Origin of the sequence: Flavobacterium sp. N1736 (assembly GCF_025947065.1) — a bacterium.
GTDB lineage: Bacteria > Bacteroidota > Bacteroidia > Flavobacteriales > Flavobacteriaceae > Flavobacterium.
This window is the reverse complement of record NZ_CP109994.1, coordinates 1019384-1044137: the sequence shown is the minus strand read 5'-3', so window position 1 is coordinate 1044137 and position 24754 is coordinate 1019384. Positions and strand designations below refer to the sequence as shown.

Here is a 24754-nt window from a genome sequence, read left to right as displayed (position 1 = left end):
ACGATGAAAAAAGAAGTTGAAGCAGCCGAATGGCAGTTGAGATTATATATCGCAGGGCAAACGCCAAAATCGATTACAGCACTAGAAAATATTAAGAAATATGCCGAAGAGCATCTGAAAGGAATTTACAGTATTGAAATTATAGATTTGCTTAAAAGTCCACAATTGGCCGAAGGCGATCAAATTTTGGCTGTTCCTACTTTGGTTAGAAAATTTCCTGAACCTATTCGCAAAATAATCGGGGATCTTTCTAATGAAGAAAGAGTTTTGGTGGGGCTCAATATTAAACCCTTAAAAGCGTTATAAATGAACAACTCATCTGATGTTACAAAACCAGAAAATCATAAGTTCGTGCTTTTTGTTTCGGGTATGTCTGTAAAATCAGGGCATGCAATAGAAAATTTAAGAATAATATGTGACAAATATTTTGCAGACAATTACGAATTAGAAATTATAGACATAAGTCGTGATACAGAACAGGCTGTTATACATCAAATTGTAGCAATACCAACATTAATTAAGGTAAGTCCTGCGCCCAGACGAATCATTTTAGGTGATTTGTCAAACAAGGAAAAGGTATTAAAAATACTAAATTTAAGTGAATAAATTTGAGCGATAATAATAAACATATTGAGTCTTTGCTACAAGAGATAGCAATGTTAAAAGAAGAACTTTTTGAGTCAAATAGTATTGTTGAAGCCATAAAAGTTGGAGATGTCGATGCATTGGTAGTCAACAATAACGGAGTGCCGCAGCTTTACTCACTTGAAACAGCAGATTATACCTTTAGGCTGCTTATTGAAAAATTCAGGCAAGGCGCATTAAGTATTTCCCGAAATGGTTTGATATTGTACTGCAACGATTATTTTTCGGAACTTGTTGGCGTGCCTTCAGAAAAAATAATTGGAAACTATTTACACGAATATTTTAATAACTCTGATCATTTTGGCTCTCTTATCGAAGCGCTCAAATACGGTATTTCGACACACGAAATTTTATTTAAAACCAATTACAGCACCAGGACATTTCCGGCGTCTATATCTGTAACAGATCTTGAACCTGCCGTTCAGGGATTGGGTATTGTAGTAACTGATTTAACCGAAAAGAAAAAACACGAAAATGCCTTAATACAGCATCAAAAAGAACTCGAAGAAAAGATTAACGAATTAAACCGAATTAATACCAATCTGGAGGAATTTATTCATGTTATATCGCACGATCTTAAAGAACCGCTCAGGAAAATAGTCATGTATAACGAAAGAATTAATACCGATGCGCTTTCAGAAACAGATACTAAATTCCTGAGCGTAATGAAATCATCGGCTTTACGATTAAACTCTCTTGTAGATGATCTGGTCAATTATTCGTCGCATACAAAACAGGAAGAACGCACGCAAATAAATTTAGTGGATATAATTGCCGAAGTCAGCGAGGATCTGGAAATTATAATTAATGATAAAAAAGCCCAAATTCAAATTGGAAAATTGCCAACATTACAAGCTTCAAAAGTACAAATGCGGCAGCTTTTTTCTAATTTAATTTCAAACGCCATTAAATACAGCAAACAGGATATTCCGCCCACAATAGAAATTTATCAAATCGATTATTTTGAATCTGAAGATGGTAAACCGGCTGATAAATTTGTGAAAATTCAGATCAAAGACAACGGCATTGGAATGGAAAAAAACCATCTTATCAAATTTTTACCATATTTCAGCGTTTACATGCCAGGAATGAATATTCCGGAAACGGTATTGGGCTTTCTATTTGCAAAAAAATCATGGAAAACCATTCAGGAAATATTACTGTAGAAAGTAAACTGAACGAGGGTACCACATTTAATCTCTATTTCCCAATACAATAAAATGATAAAATCAAATAATCTACATATTATTATTGCCGAAGACGATGAAGACGATGCTGACGTAATCACTGAAATCTTTAAAAAAAATCCAAATTTTGATAAGGTTAGTCTGGTTTCGAATGGTGAAGAACTTTTAAATTACTTAAAAAATAGTTCAAATGAAGTTCCCGACGTTATTCTTACTGACATTAATATGCCCATAGTTGACGGTATCGAAGCGTTGCAGGAAATATTAAATACCGATGTTCTCAAAACTATTCCCTGTTTTATTTATTCAACCAGTATAAATCCTGCTTATAAAGAAAAATGTGATTTGCTTGGGGTAAAAGCCTACCTCATTAAACCGTATTCTATTGAAGGTTTTGAAGAAATTCCGAAACAAATTATTAAAATTATCGAACAACAATAGTAAATAAAAAAGAGCTGATTATAAAATCAGCTCTTTTTTTATAATAAACTTGGTGATTTTCCGAATTGTTTTTTAAAGGCAAAAGAGAAATGGGAGAAATCTTCAAAACCAACTTCCAGATAGATTTCACTTGGTTTTTGATTGTTATTATTAATCAGAAAATAAGCTTCGTCCAAACGTTTTTTCGTTAGCCAGATTCCGGGATTGCTATTGAATGTTTTTTGAAAATCTCTTTTAAAAGTCGATAAACTTCTTCCGGTTAAAAAAGCGAACCGCTCCAAACTAATATTAAACCTGAAGTTTTTATTCATAAATTGTTCCAGATCAATCTTCTCCGGAATTCCGAAATTAAAAAACACGTTTGCTAAATCAGGATTGTTCTTTAAAAGAATAATCAGTAATTCTTCTCTTTTAATATCTACAAAAGACACATCAATTTCCTCAGATCCATTATAATATGGTTCTAACGATTGTACAAAATTATGAATTAGTTTGTCTTCCTTAACAAACAAAAAGGCATCGTCGCTGCCAAAAACAGACGTTGAATACGAATGTCTTTCCAGAAATTTCTTCAAAAAAGGTTCATCAAAAATGATAATGACTTTTTCAAACATGCCGTCTTCTTTGTGTTTTGTATAGCGAATAAGATGATTTTTTCGGGCAACGCAATAATCGCCTTCTTTCATTTGATAATTCTTTTTTCCATCATAAGCAATCATGGAACCTTTCAATAAAAACAAAAAGAAATGTTCCTGAATAAATTGTTCAGGAGAAATGTCGGGACCAAGATGACAGGATTGTATGTTGTTAAATTTCATTTTTTATAAACTTTTGATGTTAATTCTAACACATAGAAACATAGTTATTGTAAACTCAAAAAAAGGCATTTCATTTGCATAAACAAACATAGCTATGTGTGAGAAACTAGTTTCTTTTTATATTCTTTTACAAACTATAAAACCTATGTTTCTATGTGTTAAATATTTTAAACTTTTGATGTTAATTCTAACACATAGAAACATAGTTATTGTAAACTTAAAAAAGGCATTTCATTCGCATAAACAACATAGCTATGTGTGAGAAACTGGTTTCTTTTTATATTCTTTTACAAACTATAAAACCTATGTTTCTATGTGTTAGAATATTTAGCCACAATTAAAGGATTAAAAAGATTAAATAAATCTGCTCACCCGAGCGATAGCGAACAGGCGAAGCAATCTGCCAAATCTGCGAGAAAAAAACTTTTAAACTATGTGTAAAGTTAATCAATCTTTATTGTATCAACGCTTGCCAAAATAGCTTCTTCTTTTGTTATTGGTTTCCAATCTAAAATTGTTCTAGCTTTTTCATTCGACATGGTAATATAAAACGATTCCGCTGTTGGTTTAATGTCCGCTATTTTCCCTGACAATTCCGGTCTTTCTTTTTTAATAAGCTGCGCTACATCGTAAAAACTCACAACACCATCTGAAGTTGCCAAAAAGCGTTCGCCGTTTGCCTTAGGATTTGTCATGGCTTTAATATGAAGATCAGCCACATCGCGAACATCTACAACGCCCAAAGTAAAATCAGGACTTTCTTTCACCATTCCGCTTAGAATTCCTGTAATAACAACTTGCACGGATGCTGAATCATTATTATTCAGAATCGGACCAAATATTCCAACGGGATTAATTACCGTAAATTCTAAATTTCCGCCTTCGTTTTTGATAAAATCCCAGGCTGCTTTTTCGGCAATCGTTTTAGATTTAATATAAGGCTGAATTGGCGCGTTTGGATCTGTCCAGTCTTCTTCGGTAAAAACATGATCCTGATCTTTTATACTATAACCAATCGCCGCAAACGAAGATGTAAATACCAATCGTTTTACACCTGCATCGCGAGCAGCTTTTAAAACTCTTAAAGCACCATCACGAGCCGGAATAATTAATTCGTTTTCATCTTCGGGCTGTTGCGCAGGAAAAGGAGACGCAACATGCAATACATAATCGCAATCTTTTACAGCATCGTTCCAGCCAGCGTCACTATTAAGATCGGCTTGAAAAAAGCTTAGTTTTTCAAAAGATGAAATACCGCCGCTTTTTAAAGATTCCAGAACAGTTTCGCTTTTTGATAACGAACGAACCGTTGTTTTTACTGTATAACCTTCCTGCAATAAATGCAAAATACATTGTGTACCTACATAACCTGAACCTCCGGTTACAAGAACCGTTTTATTTGAATTTGACATTTTATATTTATTTAATTGATTAATAAGGAAATTGTAAACCTGTAATTTCTTCTGCAAATGCCCAAAGTTTTACAGCAAGTTCTTGATCCTGCATCGCTTTTGAAGTGTGTTTAGAAAGTGCCGGATAACCGGTATATTCTTTTTCGCCATCAGGACCATAAAATTCTCCGCCTTTTACCGTCGAATCTGTCGCAGCAAAAAGCGACGGCAAAGCGCCTTGCCAGGGTTGAGAAACTTCTTTAAATTGTGCAAAAGCAGTTTGTAAAATATCTGCTGGAATATGACGCTGTAAATTGGTGTAAACAACACCGGGATGCGCTGCCACAGAAATAATGGTGCTGTTTAAAACGCTTAGTTTTTTATTCAATTGAAAAGCAAACAAAACATTTGCCAGTTTACTTACTCCATATTCGCGTTGTGCATCATATGTTTTTTCTAATCTTAAATTTTCAAAATCAATACCGTCAACCAAAGTTGCGGCACCGCTGCTAAGCGTCATAATTCTGGCATTTGAAGCTTGTTTTAATAATTGAAACAAATGCGCCGTTAAAGCAAAATGTCCTAAAAAGTTCACACCAAACTGCAATTCAAAACCATCATCTGTAGTAGTTGGCGGCGGCATCATAACGCCCGCATTATTAACAAGAATATCTAATTTTTGATGTTTTGATTTAAAATCATCGGCAAAGTTTTTGATTTTATTTAAACTCGTAAGATCGAGAACTCCAATTTCTAAAGTGCCCTTTCCTCCTATTGCCTTCATTTTATTTATCGCTTCTTCGGCTTTGTCTTTATTTCGGCAGGCAATCGTAACGTTAGCTCCGGCTTCATAAAAAGCCAATGCAGTTTCGAAACCAATTCCTGTATTGGCTCCCGTAACAAGCACTGTTTTTCCTGATTGATCCGTGATATTTTCTTTTGTCCACATTTTTATCTGAATTAAAAATTATACGACAAAGGTCAGGATATTGAGAAAGTCAAGGTTTGTTTAAAAGTTCAAGTTTATTTTGTTTAAAAGTCCATATTATAAGCAAAGCATTCCTTTGGAAAAATCCATCTTTCACTTTTCATTTTTCTTAAATAAGCCAAAACAATCAAATAATAATCAAAACGGCATAAATAATAATTGGTGTTAAAATAGTTGAAAACAAATTATACATTTGTCACACAACAACCAAAAACAGAACCACGTGAATCCCAAATTCCGCTTAACCGTTTTCTTATTATGTACATGTATTGGCGGCATTGTTCATGCTCAAAATAGTCAGATAGACAGTTTGAAAAGAATTTTGCGTGTTACTAAAATCGATACTTCAAAGATTAATCACTACAATACAATTGCTGATTTATATAAAGAAATCGATCCTGATTCGACATTATTCTACGCTCAAAAAGCAGCCGTTTTAAGTACAAAAGCAAACTATAATTTTGGTTTGGCAACTGCTTTTACCAATAAAGGAAACGCTTCTATTATTTTGGGAAATTATCCTGTTGCCATAAAATATTTTAAAAATGCCCAAACCGAATTTGAAATCAGTCTGAAACAAAATCCTGATCAAAAACAGTATAAAAAAGGTTTGGCACGTTCGTATGCCAGTTCAGGAGTGGTTTATTACGAACAAAGCGATTATGTTATGGCTTTAAAAAATGATGAAAAAGCATTACTATTATATCAGGAAATTCAGGAAAAGCAAGGCATTTCAAAAGTATTAAACAATATAGGAACGGTATATAAATCTCAGCAAATTTACCCGAAAGCTTTGTATTATTTAAAAGAAGCTTATAAAATACAATTGAGTCTTGGCGAAGAAAATGCGCCCATAACACTCACTAATATTGGCGTTATTTATTTTGAATTGGGCGAATATCAAAATGCGATTGACTATTATAAAAAAGCAGAACAAGGTTTTGAAAAAAGTGGCAATAAACGCGGTTTTGCTCTTTTAAACAATTATCTGGGAGATTATTACGCCAAACAAAACAATCAAGATCTCGCTCTTGATTATTATAATAAATCATTGCATTTATACGACGAAATTCAAAATAAGTTTGGCGGTTCTCTTGCTTTATTTAATATAGGTTTGTTATTGCAAAAACAGCAAAAATACGATGAAGCACTTCCGTTTGCTTTAAAATCATTAGCGTATGCGAAAGAAGTTGGCGTGCAGGATCAAACCTTTCATACAGAAAAATTACTGAGCGAATTGTATGAATCTTTAAACGATTCGAAAGCCGCTTTACTGCATTACAAAAACTACATCATTGCCCGCGACAGCATCAACAATCAGGAAACGAAAAGTAAGTTTGCCAAAGCCGAAATGAACTACGAATTCCATAAAAAAGAAGCAATACTTTCAGAATCACACAAAAGAGAAATTCAGTTCGTTGTGTTTTCTATTTTAGGAGGTTTATTATTGATTGTTTTAGGTTTGGTTATTTACAACAGAATGCAGGTAAAACGCCAGCTTACACTAAAAAAAGAAGTGGCAGAATACGAACAGAAAGCACTGCATTTGCAAATGAATCCGCATTTTGTTTTTAATTGCCTCAGTTCTATTTCGAGTTTTATTGTACAAAACGGAACAGATTCTGCCTTAAAATATCTTTCTAAATTTTCAAAATTAATGCGTCTTACGCTCGAATATTCCAAAGGTTCCTTAATTCCAATTGATAAAGAAATCGAGAGTTTGCAGAATTATCTCGAACTCGAACAGCTTCGTTTTCATGACAAATTTGAATTCGAAATTCAATCAACAGAAAACGTAGAATTTAATATGGGATTACCGCCTTTATTGATTCAGCCCTTTGTAGAAAATGCGATTTTGCACGGCATGGTTCCCAAAGAAGGAAAAGGAAAAATAAGCGTGAATTTTGATGTTCAGCAGGAACAACTAATCTGCACAATTATCGATGACGGAATAGGTTTATCAGAATCGAAACTTTTAAAAGAAAACTCCGTTACCGCACATCAGTCAATGGCATTGGATATTACAAAAAAACGCCTCAAGATTATGGAATCGATCACATCAAAATCGGCAAAAATAGAGATTATCGAATTAAATTCGGCACAACAAAAAACAGGAACAAAAGTTACTTTATACCTGCCAATTCAATATATACCGTAGGCAAAAAGCAATATCAAAAATCAATATCAATATCAATATCAAATAGCAATATCAATATCAAATAGCAATATTAAAAGTCAATACCAAAATACTAAATACCAAATATCAAAACCATGATAACAGCATTATTAATCGACGATGACAAACATTTACGAACGGGTCTGAAAGCGCTTTTAGAACGTTATACTAATGACATTTTTATTGTTGGCGAAGCCGAAAGTGTAAAAACCGGAATTGCTGCCATAGAAAAATTGCGTCCGCAGGTTATTTTTCTGGATATTCATTTAACAGACGGAACCGGTTTTGATATTCTGGAACGTCTTTCGCAAGCAAACGGAAAACTGAAATCGCATGTTGTATTTATTACCGCGCACGAACAATATGCTTTGAAAGCTTTTAAATTTAGTGCTTTAGACTTTATTCTAAAACCCGTTGATCCCGAAGAACTGCAGCTTACAATGGCCAAAATAAAAGAAGCAGTCGGGAAAAATAATTCATTTGAAAACATCGATTTATTGCTCGAAAACATTCGCAAAAAAGTGGACAATTTCAAGAGAATTGCTTTATCAACGAGCGACGGAATTCATTTATTTGAAGTTTCGGATATTATTCGGTGCGAAGCCAAAATAAATTACACCCAATTTTTCATCAAAAACCATAAACCTGTTTTGATATCAAAAACACTCAAGGAATATGAAGAATTGCTTGCAGAACACGGTTTTGAACGCATTCATCAATCGCATTTAATCAACTTATCGTATCTGAAATCATATATAAAAACAGATGGCGGATATGTGATTATGGCGGATAATGCCAATATTCCGATTGCGCAGAGCAAAAAAGAAAAATTACAGGAATTAATCAACTCACTTTAAAAAATCATCCCCAAAAATTTCTAACGAACAACTCAAACCATAATCAATTATGAGAAAAAAATTACTCTTAATGGTATTTCTGCTTACCGGAATGGTAAACGCCCAGATACTAACTTTTACAGATCCAATACTAAAAAACATGCTTGTAAATGGCGGTTCGAATAACTTTACGGCCTTTTCAGGCGGAGTTGCAGTGACAAGAATCGACACCAATTTTGATAATCAGATTCAGGTTTCAGAAGCGGCATTAATTGACAAACTTTGGATAGAAGGTCTTAATGCTCCGCAGGTAACAAACCTTCAGGGAATTGAAGGTTTTACAAACGTAACCGAAATGGGTTTTAGAGAAATAAGCGTTACTTCGATCAATTTAAGCGCAATGCCAAACCTGAAAACGATTTTTGTTAAAAGTCCAACTTTGGTAACAGCGACAGTTTCAGGAATGAACGGATTAACAGGCGCCACTTTTATGGAAAACCCGTTAATGACGACCTTAACTCTTTCAAACAATCCAAATCTGATTACTTTTGTAGCACAGCAAAACCCGGCTTTTTCTACCTTAAATGTCAGCAATTTGCCACTTTTGGAAAATTTTTATGTAGCCGATAATGTTTTGACATCGCTGGATATAACGGGCTGTCCAAATGTGCAGTATTTTAACGCTGTAAACAATCAGTTAACTTCAATTAATGCTTCAGGATTAACAAAATTAACTACTTTTTTAATCGAAGATAATCTTCATTTTGAGTCAATAAATGCTTCGGGCTGTACATTGCTAAATTTTCCGCAATCTACTTTTTCACAAATGCAGGAAATGCAAGCTGCCGATTTTTCAAACTGTGCGAGCCTGGAATATCTGCGAATGCCTGATAACATCATTTCATCTTTAAATTTGTCTGGTTGCAGCGCTTTGAAAGAAGTTTATATACAAAATAATCCTTTAAGTGTCTTGCCATTAACGGGTTGTACGGCACTTACTTTTTTAAATTGTACTTATAATCAATTAACAGCATTAGATTTAAGCAGTTCGCCAAACCTTGAAGAAGTTCAGGCTTCATCAAATTTTATTGCGAATTTAAACCTGACCGGAACAAATAATTTGAGAAAAGCCCTTTTAAGTCAGAATCAAATTTCGTCTCTGGATCTTTCAGGAAACACTACTATTCAAGTTCTGGATATAGATCTAAATCCAATGAGTTATTTAAATCTTTCAGGCTGCACCGCTTTATCAATCCTGAATATGCCAACAACTACACTTGCAACCGGAAACTTCTCTAATTGTAGTGCATTAACGTATATTGGAACTGTTAGTAACGCATTAAATGATATAAATGTACAAGGCTGTACGGCACTTGAAACACTTTCGTTAAACGGAAAACCTCTTGAAAAAGCACCGTTAACCTCTTTAAGTGTTGCTGGTTTAACCAATTTAAAAAGCCTAGATTGCGGTTATAATAATCTTACTTCTCTTGATCTTTCGGGTTGCAGTGCTTTAACTTCTCTTTTTTGTGTTGAAACTGCTCTTCCAGCCTTAGATTTTTCTGATACTCCAAATATCAATACATTAAACGTTAACGGGAGCGCATTAGAAACAATTGATATTTCTGGCTTACCAAATTTTCAGAGTTTATCTGCAAGTAATAACCCGAATCTAAAAATGATTTTTGCCAAAAATGGAAAAGACGAAACGTTATTTTTGGGCAGTGCCAACACAAATCTGGCTTTTGTTTGTCAGGATGAAGTCAATATCGACACCACAAAATTCTATTTGTTAGGTTTAGGCTTGTCAAATGTTGAAGTCAATTCGTACTGTTCTTTTACACCCGGCGGAACTTATAATACCATTACAGGCACAATCGCTTTTGACCTTAACAATAATGGCTGCGATGCCTTAGATGCAAAACAGTCAAATGTAAAAATAGGGCTTAACAATGGATCTCTGCAAAGCGAAACTTTTACAAAAGCAAACGGAAAATATACTTTTTATACCGGAACAGGAAACTTCGCTTTAACACCGCATCTTGAAAATCCAACGCTATTCAATATTTCACCAGTTACGCCGCTGCTTTCATTTACAGACACTAATAATCATGTTGTTACGCAGGATTTTTGTATTAATGCAAACGGATCTCAAAACGATGTCGAAATTGTAATTGTGCCCATTGTTCCTGCAAGACCCGGATTTATGGCGTGGTATCAAATCGTGATTAGAAACAAAGGAAATCAAACCGCAAACGGAAGTTTTAATTTTACCTACAATCAAAACCTGATGCATTTTGTTCAGGCAGCGATACCTGCAGATGTACAAAACCCGGGATTATTAGGCTGGAATTACAGTAATTTACTTCCTTTTGAAAGCAGAAGTTATTATTTTAGATTAGACATTAATACACCAACGCAAACGCCTCCGGTAAATTTAGATGATGTTTTAAACTTTACAGCAACCATAAATCCAATTGCAGGCGATATTAATCCGGCAGATAATGTCTTCAATTTCAATCAGGTAGTTATCGGTTCTTACGATCCTAACGACATAACGTGTCTTGAGGGCAAAAGCGCTTCTCCAAGTACGATTGGCGATTACCTGCATTATGTAATTAATTTTGAAAATACAGGAACCGCTCCTGCAGAAAATATAGTGGTAAAAGTGGTTGTCGATCAAACGAAATATGACATTAATTCTTTGCAAGTACAGAATACATCGCATCCGTCAGAGATTAATATTCATGGAAATATAGCCGAATTTATTTTTCCGAATATTAATTTGAGTGTTGCAAAAGATCCACCGGTTGGAGGTCACGGAAGTATTTTATTCAAAATTAAAACACGCGATAATCTTATTTCCGGAGATGAAGTTGGAAAAGAAGCCGATATTTATTTTGATTATAATGCGCCAATCGAAACCAATAAAGCCGAAACTATTTTTAAAAGTTTAGGAATTAAAGATCATCAGGTGGATAAAAGTGTGGCATTATATCCAAATCCTACCAAAGGAAACGTATCGATAAATTGCGATAATACCATAAAACGCGTTGAATTGTTTGATGTTCAGGGAAGAATCCTGCAAAACAAAATAGAAAGCAATAACAATACGCAGCTTGATATTTCGAACAAACCAAACGGACTTTATTTTATCAGAATCACTACTGAAAATGGCATGAAAGTCGAAAAAGTAATTAAAGAATAAATTATAGCAATAAATTTAGGTAATTCGTATTCCGCATTTAAAAAGCCTTCTGAAATCATTAGATTTTAGGAGGCTTTTTTGAATTATCAATTTTTTCAGGAGCTATTTCCAGCTATCCGCTTTATCTTTTATGCCGAACCCCGGCACAAAAGGATATCGCTTCTATCTGGGCTATGAAACCCGTTTTCATAACAACTATTTTTGTACTTTTAATCCCGGACAAAGCACATTTATTCTATGGGATTTTACATTAACAAAGAACATTTAATTAAGAAAATCGAATATCCGACAAGATATCAGTCCGAAAATCTTCTGAATAGTTCGGCGATTGTATTTGCTTCGATTTTTGTGTTCCTTTTATTGTTTAGTCCGTTTGGGGTTTACGAACCAGAATTTAAACTTAATTATTTTCTGATTTGCTTTTTTCACGCTTTTTCGCCTGCATTAATCTTGTTTTTATATTTTGGAACATACAATTACATCAAACGGAATCAGCTTAAAAAATGGACATTATTACAAGAATATTTTCACGTTGGTCTATTTTTATTTTTGTCCGGAATTGCCAGTTTTTTAATGCGCGATTTCATTTATACCAATCCAAATAACTGGTCCTGGCGTTATTTGTATGAAGAAATTCGAAACTGCTTTCTGGCGGGAATCCTTTTTTATTTTTTCCTCAGAATGGCTGGCTTTTATTTCAAGTCTAAAAAAGGTTCGCCATTTGTACTTCAGTTTGTTCCGCTAAAAAACGAAACAGAAAAACCCGCAGTTACTTCTTCCCTTTTCATCAATACACAAGTCAAGCAAGATGATTTTACCTTAAACCGGAAGATTTACTATTCGTAAAAGCCGATGGTAATTATATCGAAATCACAAAATCAAACAACGAAGAAGCAACTGTCGAACTCAAACGAATTTCGCTCACACAATTCGAAAAACAAATCGCCCATTATCCGCATTTTTTCAGATGCCACAGAACCTATTTAGTCAATATGTTTAAGATCGAAAAAGTAAGCGGAAATTCTCAGGGTTACCTTTTATCTTTTCATAATACCGATGCAAAAGTTCCCGTTTCCCGAAACCAGATTGAGAGTTTCAATAACTGTTACAATCAACTCCGCAGCCTGCAGATAGCCTAAGCTTGTTGTTCGTCACAAAAGCTAGTTAGTGATAACATGGTCAATTACAACAGCATTTTCTTGTTGTACGTTTACCATCACAAACACTAAATCAAATCTATTATGACAACCCAAAACACAGCTTTGTTAGCAAAAGTGCAACAGCCAAATAAGCTTATTTACATCAGCAACATCAAAATAGTATTGACCATATTGGTCATTTTGCACCACACTTTTATAGCCTACAGCAATTCAGACGGATGGTATTATACAGAACCAACCACGATTTTTGGCGTTCTTATTCCCGTAAAAATGTTTATCAGTGTCAATCAGTCGTTTTTTATGGGCTTTTTCTTTATGCTTGCCGCCTATTTTACCGAAGCTTCATTTACCAAAAAAGGCACTTTTAAATTCATAACAGATCGCTTCATCCGATTAGGAATTCCGTTAGTATTTTATTCTCTTGTTATTTCTCCATTTACCAGTTATCTCGTGTATTATTTCGCTCAAAAACATCATATTACTTTTTTGCAGTATTTAAGCGGTTACGATACCTGGATAGATGTTGGCGTAATGTGGTTTGTTCTCGCTTTGCTTGTATTTACTTTTATTTTTGTACTCTTAAAAACCGTTTTCAAAATCAGTTTCGAAAACACATTGCCCGTTCCCACATCACGAACCATACTTTTATTTGCAGTAGTTTTAGGACTTGTAAGTTTCGCAGTTAGAATTGTATTTCCCGTAGGCTGGGTTCTGGAACCATTCGGATTTCAATTAGGTCATTTCCCACAATACATCGCCTTTTTCACGATTGGATTATTGGCTGCCAAAAACAATTGGTTCAACGAATTGTCCGAAAAAACCAGAAAACGTCTAACCCTTTCTTCATGGTTATGTCTTGCCTTTTTCATTGTATTTTTTGTTATCCGACTCACTGTAAAAATGCCCGTAGAATGGTATTCCGGAGGTTTTCATTGGCAACAACTCCTTTACGCCGTTTGGGAACAATGGATCGGACTTTCAATTTTAACCGTTTTACTCATAAAAGGAAGAACAAAATGGAACAAATCAACGCCATTACTTGCCAAATTATCGCGTTACAGTTTTGCAACTTATATTTTTCATCCCGTAGTAATTGTCGCATTCACATTAGCCGTAAGAAACTGGCAAGTAGATCCTGCCCTAAAACTTCTTGTAGTTTCACCATTGATAGTCGCAGGCAGTTTCGGTTTGGGCGGATTGCTGGTATTGATTCCCGGCGTTAAAAAAATCATCTAAAATCATCAATCAAAAAACGATTTCTTTTTTTTCAGCGCAATCTTATCATCCTGACGGAGGAAGGATCACACGCGTAACTAGACAAAGATAATCGCCAATCTTGTCATCCTGACGGAGGAAGGATCACATGCGTAACTCTGCAAAGATTGGCGATTCTCTTTACGGAATTTCTCGTGTGATTTCTTGTTCGAAATGACAAAAAAAATTTCAATAACTTTGCCCCTACTTATGCAGGCAAATCTTAGAGAACATATCGAAAAAGTAATTCCGCTTACGGATGATGAGTTTGCGTTTGTAGCGTCTCATTTTACGACTAAAAAGTTTAAGAAACACCAATTTCTTATTCAGGCAGGCGATCCGGTAAAGTATTTTTATTTTGTTATTTCGGGACTTTTAAAGCTTGTTTATACTGATAATTCTGCCAAACAGCACATTGTTTCTTTTGCCATGGAAGATTGGTGGGAAAGCGATTATTATGCGTTTTTCACACAAACCGAAGCCACATTATCACTCGAATGTCTGGAAGATACTGAAGTTCTTTGCTGTACGCTTGAAGATTATAAAAAGCTTTGCGACGGTTTGCAAAAAATGGAACGCTTTTTTCTTGAGAAAGCCACATTTGGTTTTCTGGGATCGCAGCGCCGTATTATTTCCTGGCAGACTTCAAATTCTAAAGAACGCTACGAACAGCTTTTAAAACAATATCCTTTACTTTTTCAGCGCGTTCCAAAAAGCTTAATTGCCTCTTATCTTGGCGTATCTCGCGAAACGCTGAGTCGTCTATCTTCCTAAAGTTTCAGTTTTTAGTCTCAGTCTCAGTTAACAAAGGACTGAAAAATTTGTTTCACGCAGATTTGCAGATTTCATTAATACATTTCACTTTTAACTTTTAATTTTTAATTTTTAATTTTTAATTTTTAACCTCCTAACTCTTCCATGTGACATAACTCACTTTATAATCGTGAGAAATGTCAAGACCTCTTTCTGCATGTTATGCACAACTTTGCAGTATCAATTTTAAACTGTAATCGTGAAAAAAACATCAAAAATTTTAGCATTACTATTATTAACAGCGATGCCAATATTGGCACAAACTAAAAAAGCTAAACAAATGGAAAAAAGAGTAATTAATCCCTGGGAATGGCAAAATGAACGCAGCTATAACCAAGCCGTTGAAGTAAAAAATCCGGAAGGAACATTGTATGTTTCCGGACAAGCCGCCGTAAACGCTGACGGAACTTCGAGCAATGAAAACATGGAATCACAGATAAAACTTGCCCTGAATAATCTGGAACAGGTAATCGCAAAAGCCGGATACGAACCCAAAGGAATTGTTAGGCTGACAATTTATACGACCAATACTGCAGACCTTTGGCCACATTTCAACATCATTCAGGATTGGATTGCCAAACACGGAGTTCAGCAAGCCACAAGTTTAATGGAAGTAAAAAGTTTGTTTGAAACTTTGAAAGTTGAATTTGAAGCTACGGTTGTAAAATAATTCAATAGAAAAAACTAAAATAAGCTGTGTCTGTTATAAAATTAGACACAGCTTATTTTTTGCTTAAAAAATAAATTTTCACAAAACAAATAAACTTTTGATTTTCAGATAATTACCTGAATAACAATTAAAAAATTTGAGAATTATTAAATAATATTAAAACCAATTTTTCAATTTAAACGTATGTAGAGGTAAGACGATATTTCTGAATGAGATAAGTTCAATAACGAGATAAAGTTCAATTCATTATTGCGTTTTTTGGAAACACATTGAATTTTATCTTATTCCTGAATTATCGTCTATTTTTTATTCAATTTTAAGAAGATCATAAACGTGGACAAATTACACCTTCAAAGATTAAAAAAGACATTAAATTATCTGGAAAGCAAACAACGTGAACTGAAAAAAAATCACGAAAATGACACCCGAAGTCTTGAATCAATGATAAAATTTTTGAAAAAAGATATGATCGAACAATATAAATTATCTGAATACGATTTATATATTAAACAAGAAGTTAAAGACACTGAAACCTTTATAAAAAGTGTAAAAGATATTATAGAAAATAACTACAAAGGTTAAACTTTGGTGAAACTCATAAAAATACAATTAGGCATTGTAAATATTGTTTAAAATTGTATCTTTGCATTAACAGTACCCGTACAGCTTCCCATGAGAACAGCTTGCGGGTCTTTTTATTTAATCTATTCCCGTTTTCTTCACTAATAAACTCATAATAAGTATTGTCTAAAATACCGAAATCTATACAAGATCAGATAAAATTGCTAGAAAGCCGTGAAATGAAATTTCATGATATTTCAAAAGCAACTCATTTTTTGGCAAATATAAGCTATTATCGTTTGAAAGGATATTGGTGGGAAATGCAAGAAGATTACGATGATCACCTTTTTCAGGAAAATGTATTTTTTGAAGACGTTATAGATCTTTATAATTTTGATCGTCACTTTCGTATAATTTTTATTTAATGCTATAGAAAGAATTGAAATTGCTTTGAGAACAAAGCTTATTTACCATATGTCATTAGCTTACGGAGCAGAATGGTATTTGAATGAAAATCATTTTCATTCAAAACTGCATTTTGATGAGCTTTTGGATAAAATATTAGAAAACATAAATGATAGCAGTGAAGAATTTATAGTAAAACATGCGGTTAATCATCCTAATGAACAACCTGAGAGCTGGAAAGCTTTGGAAGTTGTAACCTTAAATACTTTATCTAAATTATACAGTAATTTAAAGCCTCAACTAGCTGAAAAATCAAAAATAGCAAATGAATTTGGCTTAAATAGTTCAAAAGATTTCTCTAGCTGGTTGCGAACAATAACCTTTATAAGAAATATGATTGCACATCATAGCCGATTATGGAATAGGGTAATGATTAATGCATACAGTTGGCCGTCAAATACACGTTTCCCTCTATTGAATTACTTTCCTGACACTGAAAGACGAAAAAAAGTGTTTCCAATTATGTCAGCCATTATCTATATTAATGATATAATTAGTCCTGGAAATAATTTAAAACAAGAATTATTTGATTTATTAAATCAATTTCCTAATACTCCAATTTATAAAATGGGATTTCCTCCGAAATGGAAAGAACAGCCAATTTTTAAAAAAGTTTAAAACCAAATATAATATTATCTTTTCCAAATAGTAATCTTCTTACAATTTACTGTTTTTCAGGTAATTATACTTAAAATAATTAAACATAAGGAATGTTTTTTTTGTTGCCACAAGGACACAATCTTGTCATCCTGACGAAGGAAGGATCACACCAGAAACTCCGTAAAGATAACCGCCAATCTTTGTAGAGATACGCGTGCCATTTCTCCTCCGTCAAAATGAAGGTTGTGAGATTATTTAAATAACAGGAATAAACGCTGCAACAGGATTCGTTAGTTTCCCAACAAACTGAAGACTATCAATAGGATCTGCTAAATCTAACATTTGCTTGTTATTTCGCAATTGCAAACGATTCAGGCAACACGAGTCAAAATTGGGAGCAAATAAATTGTATTTTTTGAATTGTTCTTTTAAATGTGGCTGATCTTCCTGATATTGTGCGATACAATCGGCAACTTCTGACCAGAAATCTTCTTCAGAAAGTGTTTTTGATTCTGATAAAATTGCAGAAAGAAAACGGAAATAGAATTGAAAAACGTCATTAAAAATGCACAGGATTTTCAACGATTCTTTCATATCAATATGAATACGTTTTACTTTTTCCGGCAGCGGAATTGCAGCATTAAAAACCATAACTTCTTCGGTAATATCTTTCATAATGGCTTTTACGGGAACGTGATTTTCTAAAACTAAAATCAGGTTTTCGCCATGAGGCATAAAAACCATTTCGTGCTCATAAAAACAATGTAATAAGGACGAAAGATAAGCGTTGAGGTAACTTTTAATCCACAATTTGGCGCTAATTCCCGATTTTTTTATCAATTCACGAACAAAAGAACTTCCGGACTGATCCACATGTAACAAAGCAGCCATTGTCATAATCTTTTGATTTTTAGACAATTTCGGGATCGGACTTTCGCGCCATAATGTGGCAAGCATTTTATTATGCGGAATACTTCGTCCTAAAGGCTCGTATAAAAAATTGCGATAGCCAAGAGTGGCAACTTCTCCTAATAATGTAAAGCCTTTTTGCTGTAAATACACATCATTTTCTACCAGATTTGCAACCCATTCCGTTATTGCGGGCGTACTTTCCATGTAATATGGAGAAAGTCCGCGCATGAAACCCATATTGATAACAGAAAGTGCCGTTTTTGCATAAAATTTCTCCGGCGAAGAAATATTAAAAAACGTACGAATAGATTGTTGTGCGGAATATTCGTCTTCACCATAACCCAGACAAATCAAATGTCCTTCGGCAATATCCGGCGCAAAAATCAATGCCAGTTTATTGAACCATTGCCATGGATGCACGGGAAAAAAATAATAATCATCAACATCAAATCCCTGCGATTTTAATATGTTTTTGAAACTTAAAATGGTTTCAGAATCCAACTCCTGCTGCAATACTTTTTTATAATCTAAAGCTTCTATCGCCGTAAAAGTAGTTTTGCTCCTATGTCCGGCGAGCCACAATAATTGTACGGGCGCATTGGCTTCTGGAGAAAAAGCGGCAAAATCATCAATATTAAAACCGTTTTTACCGCTGTTTGCTACAAAACACGGATGTCCTTCTGTCATTGCGTGTTCAATGATTTGATAATCCAATTCAAGTAAATCTTTTGAATTGTATTTTTCGTTTGCAATTTTATATGCGGTGCTGTATAAAGTGCTTGTAATTTCTTCTAAATACGTTGGTAACAGGCTTTCGCCGATGCCTAAAACGTCTTTGAATTCTATTATAAATTCTAATAAAAGCAAAGGCGAATCTATTTCGTTTTTTGTTTTTTTGATCGATTCAACTGCAATAGACCAATGATTTAAGGATAAAACAGAAGCTTCAAAACTATATTCAGCTGTTTTATCAGGAGAAGAAATAGTATAGAAATTAGTGCCATTTGAAACTGGAACAATCAATAATTCGTGCGCAAATTCACTTAACGTTTTTTTGAGTAAAAGCCTGTTTGCTTTGTTCCAGTTTTCTTTTGTTAAGTGCTGTATATTTTGGGTTGGTTTTTCCATTTTTATGTTATTAAACCGATTGTAATGCTTTATAATAATCTTCGCGGGTACAAAATTCGAGATGTGCTTTTTTATGCGGTAAATCGAGAACGTGCTGAAAAACAAATCCGGCTCTTTTATTCAGTAAATGAATTTTATGATTTCGTGCGTCAGGTTCTACCACAATTCGCTTGTTTTTTGAATCTGAAAAAATAAAATCAAGAATTACCGTAAAAATAGTCCAGGTAAAATTCGGGATTGGTTTTTCTGACGGTGCCACCAGAATATGCATGCCTTTATCGCCTTTTTGCGATTCATAATATTTGCCTACCAAATCGTTTTGCGGATCGTAACATTCTAATAAAAAAGCCACTTTCCCGTTAAAAACGCCCATATAAACCTGCGCTTTTTCTAAAATATTGTAATACGTATTTTTGACTTCTTCTTCAGAAAATCCATTCATTTCCCAATAAACCGCATAATCGCGATTGACCCAATTGTGAATCAATTTGATATCTGTTTCCATATCAATTGACCGCAGTTCAAAAACACCTAAACCGGGAATCGTTTTTACAAAAACAACAGCTGTTGAGACATCATTTTCAGGATGAGTTATTATACTATTCATCTGTTTAAGGTTTTAAGCGATTATTTTTTTGTACGGTGCAATCGGGTTTTGCAGTTTTCCCTGAAATTGTAACAACGCCACTGGATCGTCAAGATCGATCATGGTTTTATTGTTGTTTAATTGCAAACGGTTTAAGCAAGACAGCTGAAATTCATTGGCAAACAAATCGTATTTCTCGAATTTAGCTTCTAAATGTGGATTTTGTTCCTGATAATCAGAGATACATTCTGCCACCAATTCCCAATAACGATCTTCTGAATAATTATCGCTTGCAACCAAAATTGCCGACATAAAACGGAAAAATCCATCAAAAACATCAATAAAAATCGAAAGTAGTTTTACGTCTTCTGGAACTTCTGCATAAATTCTGTCGATGTTTTTCGGAATCTCCACATCGGGATTGAGAATTACGGCTTCTTCGGTAATATCTTTCATAAAAGAACGCACCGGAACGTGATTTTCTAATCCTAAAATAAGGTTTTCGCCGTGTGGCATAAAAACCAAATCATATTGATAAAAGCAATGTAATAACGGGCTTAAATAAACCTTGAAATACTCGGAAAGCCAGGAATCTATTGATAACCCCGAAGCTTTTATGATTTCAGATAATAATGAATTTCCGTCTTTATCCAGATGCAAAAATGCCGCCATTGTCATCAATTGTTCGTCGTTTTTGAGTTTTGCCACCGGACTTTCCCGCCATAATGAAGCGATCATTTTGTTGTACGGATTGTGTTTTCCAAAGCTTTCAAAATACGGATTGATGTAACTTACAGAAGCGACTTCGCCCAACATTCCGAACCCTGCTTTTTGTAAATATGCGTCGCCGCTTAATAATTGATCGAGCCATTCAGCCATTTCAGGCGCAGTTCCCAAATAAAATACCGGCAAACCGCGCATAAAGCCCATATTTAGGATTGAAAGTGAGGTTTTTGTATAGAATTTTTTCGGATTACTTAAATTAAATAAAGTTCTGATGGATTGCTGTGCCTGATATAAATCTGGTCCGTAACCAACACAAATTAGTTTTCCTTTGGCAATTTCCGGCGAAAATAAATTAGCCAGTTTATTAAACCATTGCCACGGATGCACGGGAATAAAGAAATAATCGGCTGGATTTTGTCCTCTTTCTTTGATTGTGGCGTTGAATTTTGAAATGGTTTCTGAACCTAATTCCTGCTGAATTAGTGTGTCATAATCGAGTTTTTTAGTTCCCGCATAAACGGTTCTGTCGCGATGTCCGGCGAGCCATAAAATCTTAAACGGATTTCCTGCTTCCGGCGCGTAGGCTTTGTAATCCATGCTGTTGTAACCAATTCTGCCGTTGTTAGCAACAAATCCCGGATGACCTTCCATCATGGCTTGTTCAATGGTTTGAAAATCAGAATTGGCTAATGATTTTGAAGTAGAATTTTCTTTTAATAATTTATAACAGCTTCCGTAAAGTGTACTGATAATTTCTTCGATGTAAGACGGCAATAATTGTTCTGAAATTCCTAAACTGGTTTTGAATTCCTGAATAAAATCAACGGCGTCTAAAGCTATTTCTTCGTCATTTATATATTTAGAAATAGAATTAACTTCTATATTTAAATGATTCATGGCGAGCTGTTGTGCCTTAAAAGTATATTTCACCGATTTATCATCAGAAAACAATGTGTATTTATTACTATTTTGAACGCCGGATTCTAATATTGGTTCGATTAATAGTTCGTGCGAAAACTCACAAATGGCTTTTTTTACTAATAAACGATTGGCTTTTTCCCACACTTCGGGTTGTATATGCGTGATGGCTTTTTCGGGAAATTCTAATTGATTTTCGGTATTCATTTCGGTATAATTGAGGTTAAATGAATCTATTTTTTTGATAAATTGTTCTCGCGTACAAAAAGCAAGCAAGGCTGTTTTATGCGGTAAATTGACTACATGCGCATCTTCAAAACCAACGCGATGACAGATGTCGAACATTTTTTTATTTCTGATATCCGGTTCAACCACAATACGTTGAATAGTTAAATCTCTGAAAACAAATTTCATAATACTCGAAAAAATATGCCAGGTAAACTGATGTACCGGTTTTGTTGACGGCGCGACAATAATATGAATGCCACAATCATATTCCTGAACAGCATAATAGTTTCTGATAATATCTTGTTTTGGATTGTAGCGCTCTAATAAAAAAGAAATTTCTCCATTTACCAATCCAATAAAAACATCAGATTCTTTGGTTATTTTTTCATATTCTAAACGAACTTCTTCCAATGTTTTTCCCTGCATGCCCCAATATTGGGCATAATCACGATTGACCCAATCATAAATAATTTCAGCATCGGTTTCTAATTGCAACGGACGAAAATCTATTGTGCCAAAATCTGGAATTGTGGTGCTATAAATAGGTTTATATGTACTCATTTTTTAGATTAATTTTTATTGTTCAATACAGACCTAACAGGTTTTAAAAACCTGTTAGGTCTAATCGAGGTACTACCAGACCCCAAAAATATTTTAATTTCGTTGTAAGCAATCTGAATGCTTAGACTTGTGGCGATAACAACGGGAAATAATCCTAAAACAACCCATTGATCGTGTTGCCAAAAACCAAAAACATACATTCCCCAATTGATCAAAACCCATTGAATTACATATAAACTCGTTACATGTTTACTGCAAAAAGTCAGTAAATTGAACACGCTATTATTTTCTTTAAACAAATGAACAATGATGTTGACAAACCAATATAAAACCAAATTTGTTCCCAGTAATAAAATGCTTCCGCCGGGACCTAAATGATAATAATCGCCAAAATGATATTCAGGATTTGAGAAGTTTAAAATTCCTCCAACGGCTATAAAACCAAGACCAACAAAGAGCATTCTTTTAAAAAATAGTTCCTGATTTTCGTTTAATTCTTTGTACCATCTTCCCATAAACATTCCGATTAAAATAAAGGCACTCCACGGAAATACAGGGAAATAGACATTAAACTGATTGCTGAAAAACAAATCGCAGATATAATCCAAACCCGTAATTCCAACTCTGAAACCGCTTAATTCTTTTGAAACCGAAATAATCAGCAAAGCCACAATTAACGGTACATATTTGCTTTTGCTAAAATGATTTATTAATCCCATGATAAACAAAGTGATTCCGGCAAGTTGTAGAATATCGCCTAAAAGCAAAAAGAAAATCCCTGTTTGTAAAGTGCCTGATTGTAAGCCATAAGCTGAAATAAAAGCTTTCGGAAGTCCGCCAAAAATGAATTCGGGAACCAGAAATTTCAAAATATTCATTCCGTAACCAATTGCCAAAATGTATAAAGCTCTTTTGCAAACGGCCAGAAAACTTTGTCGTCTTGACAGCACAAAAGAAATTCCCATGCTAACCAAAAACATTGTTGTTCCGCGCCCTAACCACAAAATAATTTCTCCTAAAACAGTATTGGTTTGTGTGGCAATTGTGCCGTAAATTAACATGGTGTGCACCATCATCATTAGGATTACACTTGAACCTCTGGCAAAATCAATTGCCAAAACTCTCTTTTTTTTCTGAATTGTTTCCATAATTATGCGATTGTTTCAAATACCGAATTCTCTATAACTTCTGACGCCGGAACTCCAAATTCCTGAAAAGCAATTTTGGTTTCAACCGCATAATGTTCAACTCCGGTAATTTCTTTGATTATGTATGAATTTCGATAACAAGCCATTCCTAAATCGGGTGTTACAAAGCCGTGCGTGTGTAATTCTGCATTTTGAACAAAAACTTCATTGCCATTATTGTCAATACTGTAATTTCTGTTGGCAGCAAAACGTCCTTTCTCATCCCATTGAATTCTGTTTGCAATTCCTTCAAGAAACTGAGGCAATTTATACCCGTAACCTGTTGCCAAAACCAGTGCATCGGTTTTATGACGGTATCTTTTATCTTGTTCAACCTGATGTAATTCTAATTCAAAAGACTTATTATTTTCATCAAAAGAAGCTTTTGTACAAGCGGCATTTGTTCTTAGGTTTACATCAATTTCTGTAATTACTTTTTTGTTGTAAATCGTGTCGAAAATCGTTGCAATCAAGTCTTTATTGATTCCTTTGTACAATAATTTTTGATTTTTTAGCAAATGATCTCTTTTGTCTGACGGAAGATTGTAGAAATAATCGACATATTCCGGAGAGGTCATTTCGAGCGTTAACTTGCTGTAATCCATCGGAAAAAAACGTGACGATCTTGTAATCCAGTTTAACTGATATCCGTAAACGTCAATTTCCTGTAAAAGATCATTAAAAACTTCCGCAGCACTTTGTCCGCTTCCTAAAACCGTGATTGATTTTTGTTTTTGAAGTTCTGCTTTATTCTGAATATAAGCTGAGGAATGAATTGCTTTTCCTTTTAAATTCTGGCAGGATTTCGGAATATGCGGTGCAGTTCCTGTTCCTAAAACAATCTTTTTTGTCTTGTAGATTGTTGCAACATTCGTTTTTACAGCAACTGTTTTTACAATATAAAGTTCCTGATTTTCATCGTATTCGATTGCGGTAACTTCGGTATTAAAAAATACATTTGGCAGTTTTTTAATCGCCCATTGACAATATTGATTGTATTCGTTTCTTAATAATAAAAAGTTTTCACGAATGTAAAACGAATACATTTTACCTTGCTGTTTGATGTAATTTAAGAAACTAAACGGACTTGTTGGATCTGCTAAAGTCACTAAATCTGCCATAAACGGAATTTGCAAGGTCGTATCCTGCAGCAACATGCCCGGATGCCAGTTGAAGGATTCGTTTTTATCAAAAAACAAACCATCAAGGTTTTCAATTGGCGCAGTTAAACACGCCAGACTCAGGTTAAAAGGCCCTACTCCAACGGCAATGAAATCGTATGTTTTATTTGTCAT

The 24754-nt window shown here is 34.3% G+C and carries 24 protein-coding genes; 16 read left to right on the top strand and 8 right to left on the bottom strand.

The window, feature by feature from the left end:
* Window positions 1-3: 3 nt before the first annotated feature.
* Genes OLM54_RS04555 through OLM54_RS04535 form a run of 5 tightly spaced genes read left to right on the top strand, consistent with a single transcriptional unit; the run spans window position 4 to window position 2273 of the window.
* Entirely contained in the window at window positions 4-306 is a 303-nt protein-coding gene (locus OLM54_RS04555) for a circadian clock KaiB family protein (protein ID WP_264537413.1), read from the top strand.
* Window positions 307-606, top strand: coding sequence for a circadian clock KaiB family protein (locus OLM54_RS04550; RefSeq protein WP_264537412.1), 300 nt, complete (start codon window positions 307-309; stop codon window positions 604-606).
* A 50-nt stretch (window positions 607-656) separates the two neighbouring features.
* Window positions 657-1811 (top strand): sensor histidine kinase, encoded by a 1155-nt coding sequence (locus tag OLM54_RS04545; RefSeq protein WP_413614464.1) that lies wholly within the window; start codon window positions 657-659, stop codon window positions 1809-1811.
* Window positions 1781-1864, top strand: coding sequence for a hypothetical protein (locus OLM54_RS21705; protein ID WP_413614473.1), 84 nt, complete (start codon window positions 1781-1783; stop codon window positions 1862-1864). Before OLM54_RS04545 ends, OLM54_RS21705 begins: the two co-directional genes overlap by 31 nt.
* Before the next feature lies 1 nt (window position 1865).
* Window positions 1866-2273 (top strand): response regulator, encoded by a 408-nt coding sequence (locus tag OLM54_RS04535; RefSeq protein ID WP_264537411.1) that lies wholly within the window; start codon window positions 1866-1868, stop codon window positions 2271-2273.
* 38 nt (window positions 2274-2311) lie between these two features.
* On the opposite strand, the gene OLM54_RS04530 is transcribed toward OLM54_RS04535, so the two are convergent.
* The 3 genes from OLM54_RS04530 to OLM54_RS04520 all read right to left on the bottom strand — a co-directional run bounded on the left by OLM54_RS04530 (window position 2312) and on the right by OLM54_RS04520 (window position 5431).
* Window positions 2312-3091 carry a helix-turn-helix domain-containing protein gene (locus OLM54_RS04530; protein ID WP_264537410.1) on the bottom strand — a complete coding sequence of 260 codons (780 nt, stop codon included), beginning with the start codon at window positions 3089-3091 and terminating at the stop codon, window positions 2312-2314.
* A gap of 443 nt (window positions 3092-3534) precedes the next feature.
* Window positions 3535-4503 carry an SDR family oxidoreductase gene (locus tag OLM54_RS04525; RefSeq protein WP_264537409.1) on the bottom strand — a complete coding sequence of 323 codons (969 nt, stop codon included), beginning with the start codon at window positions 4501-4503 and terminating at the stop codon, window positions 3535-3537.
* Window positions 4504-4522: 19 nt separating this feature from the next.
* A complete protein-coding gene (locus OLM54_RS04520; RefSeq protein ID WP_264537408.1) occupies window positions 4523-5431 on the bottom strand; it encodes an oxidoreductase in 909 nt (302 codons plus the stop codon).
* Window positions 5432-5693: 262 nt separating this feature from the next.
* Between OLM54_RS04520 and OLM54_RS04515 the strand changes: the two genes are divergently transcribed.
* The 11 genes from OLM54_RS04515 (at window position 5694) to OLM54_RS04465 (ending at window position 17231) form a co-directional block, all read left to right on the top strand.
* A complete protein-coding gene (locus tag OLM54_RS04515) occupies window positions 5694-7628 on the top strand; it encodes a tetratricopeptide repeat protein (protein ID WP_264537407.1) in 1935 nt (644 codons plus the stop codon).
* A gap of 113 nt (window positions 7629-7741) precedes the next feature.
* On the top strand, window positions 7742-8503 hold the full coding sequence (locus tag OLM54_RS04510; RefSeq protein ID WP_264537406.1) for a LytR/AlgR family response regulator transcription factor: 762 nt from the start codon (window positions 7742-7744) through the stop codon (window positions 8501-8503).
* A 49-nt stretch (window positions 8504-8552) separates the two neighbouring features.
* Complete coding sequence (locus tag OLM54_RS04505; protein ID WP_264537405.1) at window positions 8553-11690, top strand: T9SS type A sorting domain-containing protein; 3138 nt, start codon at window positions 8553-8555, stop codon at window positions 11688-11690.
* Window positions 11691-11927: 237 nt separating this feature from the next.
* A complete protein-coding gene (locus OLM54_RS04500; protein WP_264537404.1) occupies window positions 11928-12536 on the top strand; it encodes a hypothetical protein in 609 nt (202 codons plus the stop codon).
* A 17-nt stretch (window positions 12537-12553) separates the two neighbouring features.
* Complete coding sequence (locus OLM54_RS04495; RefSeq protein ID WP_319802323.1) at window positions 12554-12829, top strand: LytTR family DNA-binding domain-containing protein; 276 nt, start codon at window positions 12554-12556, stop codon at window positions 12827-12829.
* Between the two features lie 102 nt (window positions 12830-12931).
* A complete protein-coding gene (locus OLM54_RS04490; protein ID WP_264537403.1) occupies window positions 12932-14086 on the top strand; it encodes an acyltransferase family protein in 1155 nt (384 codons plus the stop codon).
* A 228-nt stretch (window positions 14087-14314) separates the two neighbouring features.
* The gene (locus tag OLM54_RS04485) at window positions 14315-14878 is read left to right on the top strand and encodes a Crp/Fnr family transcriptional regulator (protein ID WP_264538611.1); all 564 of its coding nucleotides are present in this window, start codon (window positions 14315-14317) and stop codon (window positions 14876-14878) included.
* Between the two features lie 319 nt (window positions 14879-15197).
* Window positions 15198-15587, top strand: a complete 390-nt coding sequence (locus OLM54_RS04480; RefSeq protein ID WP_264538610.1) for a RidA family protein — start codon at window positions 15198-15200, stop codon at window positions 15585-15587.
* A 333-nt stretch (window positions 15588-15920) separates the two neighbouring features.
* The gene (locus OLM54_RS04475) at window positions 15921-16169 is read left to right on the top strand and encodes a hypothetical protein (RefSeq protein WP_264537402.1); all 249 of its coding nucleotides are present in this window, start codon (window positions 15921-15923) and stop codon (window positions 16167-16169) included.
* A gap of 218 nt (window positions 16170-16387) precedes the next feature.
* The gene (locus tag OLM54_RS04470; protein WP_264537401.1) at window positions 16388-16573 is read left to right on the top strand and encodes an Abi family protein; all 186 of its coding nucleotides are present in this window, start codon (window positions 16388-16390) and stop codon (window positions 16571-16573) included.
* A 49-nt stretch (window positions 16574-16622) separates the two neighbouring features.
* A complete protein-coding gene (locus OLM54_RS04465) occupies window positions 16623-17231 on the top strand; it encodes an Abi family protein (RefSeq protein ID WP_264537400.1) in 609 nt (202 codons plus the stop codon).
* Window positions 17232-17468: 237 nt separating this feature from the next.
* On the opposite strand, the gene OLM54_RS04460 is transcribed toward OLM54_RS04465, so the two are convergent.
* Genes OLM54_RS04460 through OLM54_RS04440 form a run of 5 tightly spaced genes read right to left on the bottom strand, consistent with a single transcriptional unit; the run spans window position 17469 to window position 24754 of the window.
* Window positions 17469-19253: an IucA/IucC family protein gene (locus tag OLM54_RS04460; protein ID WP_264537399.1), complete on the bottom strand. Its 1785-nt coding sequence runs from the start codon at window positions 19251-19253 to the stop codon at window positions 17469-17471.
* Between the two features lie 10 nt (window positions 19254-19263).
* Window positions 19264-19860 carry a GNAT family N-acetyltransferase gene (locus tag OLM54_RS04455; RefSeq protein ID WP_264537398.1) on the bottom strand — a complete coding sequence of 199 codons (597 nt, stop codon included), beginning with the start codon at window positions 19858-19860 and terminating at the stop codon, window positions 19264-19266.
* A 12-nt stretch (window positions 19861-19872) separates the two neighbouring features.
* Complete coding sequence (locus OLM54_RS04450; protein ID WP_264537397.1) at window positions 19873-22272, bottom strand: GNAT family N-acetyltransferase; 2400 nt, start codon at window positions 22270-22272, stop codon at window positions 19873-19875.
* An 8-nt stretch (window positions 22273-22280) separates the two neighbouring features.
* Window positions 22281-23420, bottom strand: a complete 1140-nt coding sequence (locus OLM54_RS04445; protein WP_264537396.1) for a DUF1624 domain-containing protein — start codon at window positions 23418-23420, stop codon at window positions 22281-22283.
* 2 nt (window positions 23421-23422) lie between these two features.
* Window positions 23423-24754, bottom strand: coding sequence for a lysine N(6)-hydroxylase/L-ornithine N(5)-oxygenase family protein (locus tag OLM54_RS04440; protein ID WP_264537395.1), 1332 nt, complete (start codon window positions 24752-24754; stop codon window positions 23423-23425).